Origin of the sequence: uncultured Proteiniphilum sp. (assembly GCF_937873925.1) — a bacterium.
Taxonomy (GTDB): domain Bacteria; phylum Bacteroidota; class Bacteroidia; order Bacteroidales; family Dysgonomonadaceae; genus Proteiniphilum.
In genome coordinates this window covers 1-10,528 of record NZ_CALNAT010000023.1, presented here as the reverse complement: position 1 = coordinate 10,528, position 10,528 = coordinate 1, and the positions used below count along the sequence as shown (strand labels likewise).

The window sequence follows — 10,528 nt, the reverse complement described above, 5'->3', positions numbered from 1 at the left end:
TAGAGCATTAGCTTCCCAAGCTGAGGGTCGCGAGTTCGAGTCTCGTTTGCCGCTCAATCACTTACGGTCAAAAACCGTAGGTGATTTTTTTGTTTGGTCAAACTTCAGTCAAACATTTTACCATAAACAACCAAAATTAACCACCCCTATCCATAATCTCCACCTCATCATTTCATTATCGAAATATCTTGTTTCGATAACAAAACTATAGCTCCCCGAAAATCGTTTAGTAATTATAATAGAGGTGCAAATCATTATCACAACGTGCATTATATGCACGTCATGATAATTTGTAAGGAATTAGGTAAATGACAGAATCTGGTTATTCTTTTGCGCAAAAAACCTTATTACATAATCTCTGGCCAACCGGGCCGGTTACCGGGTTATGTGCTGCACATTGAATAATCAATCTTGTCAGATTGATTGGTGCGACTCAACAAAAGATTGTTTGGGTAATTATTCTCTGAAATTCATTAGAAGTCTTTCATGTCGTATTAGAGAATACAAATCTGTTATGAGAGCGAAAGAATACCTTGAAATTAATAAGAAAAGGATTTACCACTACGACCAGGTAAAAAAATCCGTTTACGATCTCTACCCATTAAGAAGAAGTAAAATACAAACAGAAGTCTATTTTAACCGGTATCTCTTTGCCGATGCCAGATACCGTAGTCATGAACAATTTTATGCCGATAAGCCACCCTCAACTATTTTCAACGAAAGAGAATACGAGGTCGACAGAGCCATTGCCCATAAGGTCAGGATGGAAATACTATGTTATTTCCGAAGACGATACATTTATTTTCGCCTATAACATTATAGCGTTAGGAGCAAATAAGTATGGAGACTACCATCGGATAATGACCTGTAATCTGAAGGAAGAAAATTTAAATACTATTCCGGGTATTGAACAAGTGTGTAAAGAGTACAAGGAGGATTATCCTAAGACCAGTCTGGCTGATTATCTATTGGATGATGACAATAGGGAAGTTTTTAACAGTAAAAGATGTGACCTGCAGAAAGACGAGGACTGGTGGCTTTGCGCTTTCAATAAAGCCTATGAGATATCCGACCTGATCCGGGTTAAGGCCGGTTACGACATTGCCGATTATATTGTCCAACAACTCAAAGCAAATAAAACGTACGATCAACAACAAAACCGGAACCAGATATCATCTGTAAAGTATCAATAGATTCGCTACAAATTTATTTTTTGAGTCTTATAAAAAACAATTATCTTCCGATTTATGAAGGATAATGAAAGGCAAATAAAAGCACGTAAAAATTGGCTTAAAGTGTATCAGGATGTAGGTTCTGTATCGAAGGCTGCACTCCGGTGTGGAGTGGCCAGGTCGACCATGTACCGTTGGATTAAAAGGTATAGTGAAGAGGGAGAATCTGGATTGTCCGATAAGCCGAAACGCCCTAAAAACCTCACAAACACAAAGGTTTCAAAAGAAATTGAATTACTTATCCTTGAACTTCGAAGGAAAAAGAAATGGGGTGCTCAACGTATCTCAATCCATTTGTTGAGAAAAAACATCAGACTTTCCCCTATGACTGTCTGGAGAGTATTATCTAATAACAATGTTTCACCAATAGTGAAAAGGCGAAAGAAGTCCGATTACAAACGATACAACAAGGAGATTCCAGGCGAAAGGGTTCAGCTGGATGCTACTAAAATATGGAAAGGAGCCTATCAATTTACAGCCATCGATGATTGTACCCGGATGAAAACTATCCGGATTTATCCCAATAAGAAAGTAGAAAATACTATTCATTTTTTGAGCGAAGTAATTGATACATTTGAATTTCCAATCCAGCGAATTCAAACAGATTGGGGTACGGAATTTTTCAATTATGATTTTCAGTATGAACTCCATGAGCATTTTATCAAGTTCAGACCGATAAAACCTAAAACACCTCACCTGAACGGGAAAGTTGAAAGAACCCAGCAAACCGACAAGGTGGAGTTCTGGTCTTTATTTGATCTATCTGATGACTCTTTGAACTTGGAATATTTAGCTATTGAATGGCAAGAGTTTTATAATAAAAAAAGACCCCACTCATCATTAAACGGTAAAACTCCATGGCAAAAACTTAAATCGGTTGAGCATCTAATCCCTATACAACCTGATGTGACCAAACAGTTTTGGGACTCGAAAGAAGAGGTATGGCCAAGAAATTATGAGTATCTCAAACGTTTTAAGAATACTAATAAATAGACTATTCCAAGAAATTATGGCTTAGAAAACCCATTTGTAGCGAATCTATAGTTATAGCACAATTTTGGATATGGCGGCTGGTATTATCAGTCCTTCTATTCGCTGTTATAATCATATCATTTTTTCCTGTTCATTGAACGAATGACAGCTTTTTTTTCATCGTTAATAGTCAAGGATTCCGTTATAGCTTCTTTTTTGGCAGCCTCCTAGCCGATGATAGCGTTTTTTCTTGCTTCTCCATAGTGATAATTTCTGATTATCCCGGTGGCTTTTATGACACGGTGGCAAGGTATTAAAAACACAACCGGATTTGCCACCTAATGCTGTTCCAACGGCTCTTTGTGCGCCTTCATATCCTGCTTTAACAGCCAAGTCTGAGTATGTGGTAAGGCCACCAGAAGGGATTTTAAGCAAGGTTTCCCATACTTTAAGCTGAAATTCTGTACCCTTCAAGTGTAACTTTATCTCGTTTAACTTACTCCAGTCCTGTGTAAATACGAACAGAGCGTTTTGCTGTTTCATATCCAGGAAGTGATTGTACTTAGCATTTGGGAATGAACTTTTAAGGCGTTCTAATGCTTCCTCCTGGCCTTTGTCTGCAAATGTCATATGGCATATTCCCTTTTCTGTGGAAGCTATAATAACGGTACCGAACGGAGTATCTGCAAAGGCATAATTGATTGACAGGTTCGCCCCGCCGTTTTTATATTCTCCTGGGGTCATTCCTTCAATGTTTACAAACAGGTCATGCAGGCGGCTTGTGCCGGAAAATCCTAATTCGTGGGTGGCATCGAATGGTGTTGCACGGGTTTCTATTAGCATTTTCTTTGCGTGTTTAATACTTAAATACTGGCCGGATTTGAACCGACCGCAGTACCGATTGCTTGTGCGCCCTTAAAGCTGGGAACAAGTGAACCACAGGTTGATAATTTACCTTCGGGGATACGAACTAATTTTTGCCAAATGTCCACCTGGAAACTCGTACCTTTCAAGTGTCCGATCAGCAGAGACGAATCTTTATCATATAGTATCATTTGAGGTAATTCTAAATTTTGCTATTGACAAACTCCCATGCCAGAAACCTCGTTTTTATATCTCTTCCCCATGAATAGCGGTCGAATTTACCGTTTGTGTAAACCACCCTGTGACAGGGGACAATCCAAAAAAATAGGATTTTGACCATTAGCAGCCCCGGCAGCCCGTGAATGGTCATTGCGCCCGGCAAGTGTTGCATAGGTTATAACTTTTCCGAATAGAATATACAACAACCGCCGCCAAATTTCGGTCTGGAAAGATGTCCAAAGGTTCATTCATTTTACTATTCAAGTAATCACGGGCGGTTATCTTTTTTCAAAGTCGTTAGCCACATATCCGCTCTGGTCATTTACAACGCCAAGATAACAAACCCCTTTTGGTGTGTTGGCTATCAGCACTTCGCCGAAAGGACTGTCAAAGTAAGAATATTGAACAGATAAACTATTGTCGTTCAACTGCCATTCCAAAATTTCGATGTCGGGTATTCGGTAATTCGTCGATCATTCTGTCGAGTACAGTTTGCTTGCTTAGATACGACAACTCTTTGTGTTGGTCGACTTCTTTGTATGTGGGTTTTTGTTTCATCGCCTCATTCTTTGGGGAACGTTTTTGACAATTTTATGTTCGATAATGTTTACCTCGAATGGTAGTCCGGCTTTCCATAGCCTTTGTTCTTTTTATATCCTCCTAAAGTGATTTCTCCTGATCTTATTAAAGAGCAGAGTTTTCTTTTTCTCTCTTCAGAGGTACTACCTAATTTTATATGTTCGACCATATTTATATCAATTTAATCGTGCAAATGTAATGCGATTATAAAGCGTATACTACCCGATTATTGCTTTTTGTATCGTATTTATTTTGTTCAAAATTAAAAAGAATAGCAAATTTTGGGTTGGAATTCGTATTCTTCCCGATGCTATTGAAATAATCAACTATGGTGGCCCCGACCGCAGCATATAATTGGAAAAAGTACGGCAAGGTATTATTCGGATTCTCAATCGTATGGAACCGGAATAAATTTGGATACCTGCCTGAAAATGGATTGCCACATGGAGGGTGATTGATGTAATTGGCTTAGATTGATTTCCCAAAAATAATAGTTGCTATGATTCGTGCGACAGGGCAAACATGGATTAAAAGTTTATCAGGCTTTTCAACTGGCTAATGTCAATTCCAACCGGACAACTCAGTTGAACTCCATTGGGGATACTTAGAGATAAAAAATTAATCCACCATTTCCTCAATGGTTACAGGCCCTAATAACCCTGATGGCTCCAGGGGAATTTCCTGCTTGGGCCTTCCCCTGAAATCGTTTATCAGTACGATATTCGTTTTTGTATATTGTTTTTTATCCGGGAACATTTCATCGCCTGCAACCCGGTTGTACCATGAATTTATTACTTTAATCTCCAGCTTGTTTTCTCCCGGTTGTAATTCCCGGCTGATTTCAATACGGAATGGTTTTGTCCAAAGCACTCCTTTTTCTTTCCCGTTAATTTTTACTTCCGCAATGCCTATGTCTTTTACATTTTCGAGTTGCAGGAAATACTCTTTATCCTGCCGAAACTCAAAATCGATAGTAAAAGTTTTGTTGTACACGGCGCTACCCGAATAAAACCGGATCCCGTCGTTCGGGTGGGTTGTCCAATCGATCAGTTCGGGGAATGTAACCGAAGCCGGGCCTCCCCACAGGGTATCGAAATTTACCTGCCACGCTCCTGTAATATTTTGTACAGTCTTATAATCGGCATAATTCCGCTGTGCCGTACCCTGTCTGTTTTTATCCATCGGCTTATTAAACACAACGATAACAGATTCGTAAGGCTCCAGAGTTAAAGGAACGGTTGTTAAGCCTTCGTTTTGGGTGAAGGCTTGTGCTTCGCGGATTTCGCCCGTTACAGTGTCCCAAAGTTCGGGTTGTAACCCTGCTACACGGAACCGGCAATTTATTTTCTTTCTGTCGGTTGTTTGATTCGTTACAAAATAGACGTCGCTTTCGCCAATGGTGTAGTGAATATAATCGTAATCCGTTTTACTGTCGTTCCCTTCAATAACAAAATCGGTCGGCACTCCTTTCGCCAAAAGATATTCCTTTGCTGTAATTCCCCAGGTAACCTGTCCTTTTCCATGTCTTTTTTCTCCTTTTTCAGAGATTTCATTTCCCCAGATTTTATCTGCCAGTTTGTGAAACTGTTTTTGTCCTTTTTCGCCTCCAGTCAGGCTAACCATTTTCTCCGGTTTATGAGCAATGATGTGCGCCCCCTGTCGAAGCAATTTTTCAACTTTTTTCAGGACGTCAAGAGACAATACCTTATGATCAGGCAGGACTAGCACACGATACTCGATGCCTCCCGGAACAACAATTTTACCGTCTTTCATTTTCAGTTGCAGAAAGATGGTTTCATCCGTTACATCGTAGTCGAAACCGGGCATAACGCCGGCGGGATCAGAATGTTTTAAAGGAAATACGTTAGGTACGTGATCGCCGTAATAATACAAAACATCGGCGACGAATTTACCGTTTTGCACTACCGACTGAACCCGGTGCATATAATCGATAAACGACGCCGATTGGTCCCACCAGGTTACCTGTGGATTAATGTGGGTTCCGGCAAAATACTCCTGTCCCGGCAATCCCATTTCGGGTGGCGAACAGGTAAAAGTATGAAAGTACATCCGGTTTAATCCGGCGCAAATTTCGTGATCGAAGGCTGGTTTCTGGTCGTACCACAACTCATCGTTCCAGTGCGGACCAATGGTAGTAAACGATTCGGCCCCCACAATCTTTTTCCCGTAAATGTGGGCTGCCGACGAAGCCTGTTTCAGAAAAAAGCGGTTCTCCGGCAAAGGACGGTGCGGAGAGGGCGACCAGAATTCGCTCATCACAATATCGCTGAACCCGTAGTTTTTTATCCCGTCTATCGGGCCTGCGTGCGGTCCTGCCGATTCGGGCTGAATCCCCATATTATACTGATGTGCATATTCTGCAAAATGTGCATAATGGTTATTGGCAACTAAATAGCCCAACGTTTTTCTGAAATCGGACAGAAAAGCATTGGATGTATTTATATCGTCAACCACATACCCGGCAACAATTGGCAAATAGCTCAATAAATCGTATCCCCGGTATTTTTCAAATTCCTCAGGGAAATTACCGGTCCAGTTCATACCCCCGCATTCCCAACTGTCGGTCTCCATATATTTTAATGTTGTCCCCACATGATGTCCGGCAGCTTTGAAAATAGGTTCGACAACAGTATTCCAGTAAAAATCGAAGGCTTCTTTGCTCATGTAATCCAGTACACTTCCCTGCCAGTTGCCGCTCGATGTGGAAACGTGTGCATCGGTGCAGGTATAACCGACACGCAAAATACTCCACTCACCTTCCGGCGCTTCCCAATCCAGGTTACCTTCACTGTCCATTTTGGAAGTCAGGTTTAAAATGTCTTCCTTTTTTACGATGTAACTTGTTTTGTCCGGGCTGTTTGTTTTGTTACGGGAGATGTTGCCCAGCAAAAACCGGGTATCAGGGGCAGATCCGCCAAGCTCATGGTATCCCAGTTTTAAATCGAGGTCGGAAATCACTTCGCTGGTTTTTTGTTCTGCATTTACCGGAAAAACCAGCACTGCAATGTCTTTATAAAAGTCCTTCCTGATTTTTGGTAATTCCAGTTTTACGGTCACTTTTTTGTTTCCTGAAATTTTGGTTTCGGAACAGGTAATCTGTTTGGCAGTGTATTGTGGGATTACGATCGGCCCTCCCAGGTTCCATCCGCTCTGGATATTGAACCCCATTTGCAGTCCCAGCCGTTCAGCTTCGTCAAGAGCAAATACAAAAAGTTCGTTCCATTCATCTGTTCCGTACAGTGGCCCGGTCCGGATGTCTTTATTGCCGCGCTGGTTGTGGCCGCCGGCATCGAAAATCATCGCTCCCTGGAAATTTTTCGATTTCATCGCTTCCAGATCTTTTGTGATGGCCGCTTTGTTTACGTTGCCATTGAGCCACCACCACCAGCAGTTTACCCCGGATTCGGCCGGGGGATTCTGAAAATTCTCTTTCAAATGACTGTAACTTATTTCAGAAATCTCGTTTTTGGAGTTTGAACACGAAAACAAAAAAAGAAATAAAATCAGGCAGATAGTTGTCTTCATAGTTTTTTATTGATATGTATTTCTCTATGCAAAGTCATACCCTTACTTCAAAGCGGGGGTATGACAATGCTAAAGGTAATATAAAAGTTAGAAACGGGGATTTACCTGTGTTCCCAACCGTTGTTTTTGTTTCAAATTTAATCAGTTTTCTTGATTTGTCCACAAATGATATTCACCTGTTTTAACATCAATGGAAATGCAGGTATTGTAATATCGTGACCATAGCCATCAAACTCATATAAAATTGTTTTTTTATGCCCTGCCAGTTTCATCATTCGCATAAAATATGCATTTTCTTCATATCTTCCAATGTACTCCATTTCCCGATCACCTGTCATAAGGAAAAGAGGGGGTGCATCAGCCCGAACATGAAACAGTGGCGCATACTTATCTATAACTGGTATTTTATTCGAAATCCCTTGCTCATCTCTTATGGCCTGGTGTGTAATGCCATTACCACTTACGGAAAATAAACCGGCAATACTATCAGCATCAATATGATACGCGGATAACCACCTTTTATCTAATCCTAACATATTAGTGAGATATGCTCCCGCTGAGTGTCCGGCCACGAAGACAAATTTTGGATCGCCACCATAACTTTTTATATGAGAGAAAACCCAGGCGACAGCAGATGCAGCATCTTCCAAATATTTTGGACATTTAACTTTGGGATACAACCGATAGTTGACAGATACAACAGCCACTCCATTTTTTGCAAGCTCCCATGGAAATGATTTGGATTTATCTCCTGTTGTTAATCCACCTCCATGAAACCATACAATGGTAGGAAAACCCTTGACATTTTCAGGATAATAAATATCCAAAAGGCATCTTTCATAAATATAACTATCTGATTTTCTGACTTCCTCATTATAATATGGAATATTTTGTTTTATCAAGTATCCCTTGATTTGACCAGAAACAGCAATCCCTATGGCCAAAAATAAAATAGAAAAAATAATCCTTTTCATATAAAAAAGTTTAAATTAATTAACCTGGACAAAGGATGTCCCTAACGAGACATCCTTTTCTTCATTCATTATGTATTTTTAAAACTAAAAAGATCTACCTTTTATTTTTTATTCCCAGCCTGAATTTTGATCCAATTTTACTTCGGTATTGGAATCAATTACTTTTTGAGGGATAGGCCATAAATTGTAATCAAATATCAATGTCGTTTTTGCTACTGGCCAATATGCATATTTTCTGATGCGATCTACCGCAGTTGTTCCCCCCATGCGTAGCAAGGTATTCCATCTACTTTCTTCATACATCAATTCTCTGGCACGTTCATCAAGAATCATGTTGAAATCATCATCCATATCGGAAGCTGTGACCAAATACGAACATTGAGCCCTAACTCTCAACAAATTGATGTCTGCGGCAGCGCCGGTTTTATCCCCGCTTCGTTGTTTAGCTTCTGCACGAAGCAGGATTGTTTCCGGCAGACGAATGAAATAATCATCCCGAAACAAATAACTCATGTCTTCGCCATCACTTACCCCTGTAAACTTGTCGGTGGTAACTTTACAAGATATTGGATGCATTATACTTTTGTTGTTCGTATTTGTATTTGCATTGGGGTCGCCGTTGTAAATGAAATCCCAGGGAATAACTTTTTTATAATAAGGAGACGAGGCCACATTCCCTTTAAACCTGCGCCGGAAACATATGTCAGAATTCCGCATATCCGTATTGAATTTTCCACTCCAAATACTATCTCTAGTATACATTGTAGGCATAGTAATAGAAATGCCGCGACCACCAAGATCTTCTAAAGTCCCTTTCATGTGTGCCGACAATACACGGAAAACAGGAACAAAAGCACGGGTATGGGGCAATCTGGATTTTGTGTCACCGGCCCTGTATGCAGCATAATCTATTTGCATTGCCCATATACATTCAGTATTACCGTCCTGATAGTTCACGTTTCCTTCCTGAAACAAATCCCAATAATAATTTGTTGAGAACATCAGTGTATCAATTATTGAATTGGTCACACCATCCTTATATACATTCATAATGATAGCATTTTCATTTTTTCTTTTACCATATCGAGAATTAATTAAGGAATAAATACCTCCGTTAATCACCTTATCTCCATAGGTAATTGATTTGGTAAATGCAGTCTGAGCGCCGCTTGTATTTCCTTCAGCTGCCATCTGAATACCCAGGGCGAGGTACAACTCGCAAAGGTTATGTTGTACTGCCCCGCGAACAAGTCGTCCTCCGCTATTTGTTGTTTCCGGCAAATCATTTTCAATAGCTTCCATCTCATCAATAGCATACTGATAGGTCTCGATGCGTGTAGTTCTTTCAAAATCATAACGTGGAGTTGTAACGATTTCGGTCACAATAGGTATACCCCCGAAAAGTTCGCCCAAATTTTTATAAGCAAAAGCTCGAAAAAAACGGGCTTGGGCCAGAGCGTATGCTTTATCCGTTTCTGAGGCCCAAGTTACCTGTGGTAATTCTGCTGAATATATGGTAAGGTTCGCCCGCGCAATTACCCCATAAAACGCATTAAATATTTGATAAAAATTGTCTTTTAAAGGGTTGATCTCACCATAATTGTTAAAAGTGGAACTACTCCGTATGTTTGCTACATCATACATATCTGTACCATTCCCTCTAAAATCATATATCCATGCAGCTCCGTTCGGGTTTGCCCACAAACTGCGTAAATAAGAGTAATTGGCTATTAAAGCCTGATCAACTTGAGCAGAGGTAGAGAAAGCATTATCAACTGTGTAAAACGTGAAAGGATTTTCTCTTAAAAATGAATCGTCTGATTCACATCCTATTATTGATGTCACTATAAACAACACCAAAATATAATATATCTTTATTTTCATACGATTAAAATTATTTATTTTCAAAGGTATCGTATGGAACTCGCTTTTGATCATCCACTTGTGTGATGATGATTATCATGCTCGTTTCATATGATTATCTTATTTTTCTTGTTGCTATATGGAACCTTTTACATCTAAAATAATCATTCCCCTGCGGGTGTTTAATGATTATTTCAATCATGTCGGTTTCATTATTGATAATTTTTCACTACTGGACACTTAGATCCAGTTGATTTTTAATTGTTTATAATCGAGATC

At 40.0% G+C, this 10,528-nt stretch carries 7 protein-coding genes and 1 pseudogene; 2 read left to right on the top strand and 6 right to left on the bottom strand.

Translation table 11 applies throughout. The features are described 5' to 3' along the window. The first annotated feature begins 656 nt into the window (after positions 1-656). Both Q0502_RS01480 and Q0502_RS01475 read left to right on the top strand, forming a co-directional pair. Positions 657-1,193 carry a hypothetical protein gene (locus Q0502_RS01480; RefSeq protein WP_298646324.1) on the top strand — a complete coding sequence of 179 codons (537 nt, stop codon included), beginning with the start codon at positions 657-659 and terminating at the stop codon, positions 1,191-1,193. A 54-nt stretch (positions 1,194-1,247) separates the two neighbouring features. Further along, complete coding sequence (locus Q0502_RS01475; RefSeq protein WP_298646322.1) at positions 1,248-2,225, top strand: IS481 family transposase; 978 nt, start codon at positions 1,248-1,250, stop codon at positions 2,223-2,225. A gap of 206 nt (positions 2,226-2,431) precedes the next feature. On the opposite strand, the pseudogene Q0502_RS01470 reads toward Q0502_RS01475, so the two are convergent. The 6 genes and pseudogenes from Q0502_RS01470 to Q0502_RS01450 form a co-directional block, all read right to left on the bottom strand. Then, positions 2,432-3,077, bottom strand: a pseudogene (locus Q0502_RS01470) (methylated-DNA--[protein]-cysteine S-methyltransferase); the annotation flags it as partial. A gap of 193 nt (positions 3,078-3,270) precedes the next feature. Further along, a complete protein-coding gene (locus Q0502_RS01465) occupies positions 3,271-3,408 on the bottom strand; it encodes an MGMT family protein (protein WP_366521725.1) in 138 nt (45 codons plus the stop codon). Further along, complete coding sequence (locus Q0502_RS18895) at positions 3,347-3,535, bottom strand: MGMT family protein (RefSeq protein WP_366521724.1); 189 nt, start codon at positions 3,533-3,535, stop codon at positions 3,347-3,349. Before Q0502_RS18895 ends, Q0502_RS01465 begins: the two co-directional genes overlap by 62 nt. A 949-nt stretch (positions 3,536-4,484) precedes the next feature. After that, positions 4,485-7,322, bottom strand: a complete 2,838-nt coding sequence (locus Q0502_RS01460; RefSeq protein ID WP_298646316.1) for a glycosyl hydrolase — start codon at positions 7,320-7,322, stop codon at positions 4,485-4,487. A gap of 227 nt (positions 7,323-7,549) precedes the next feature. Then, on the bottom strand, positions 7,550-8,386 hold the full coding sequence (locus Q0502_RS01455; protein WP_298646313.1) for an alpha/beta hydrolase: 837 nt from the start codon (positions 8,384-8,386) through the stop codon (positions 7,550-7,552). A gap of 108 nt (positions 8,387-8,494) precedes the next feature. Further along, entirely contained in the window at positions 8,495-10,270 is a 1,776-nt protein-coding gene (locus tag Q0502_RS01450) for a RagB/SusD family nutrient uptake outer membrane protein (RefSeq protein WP_298646310.1), read from the bottom strand. Positions 10,271-10,528: the final 258 nt, after the last annotated feature.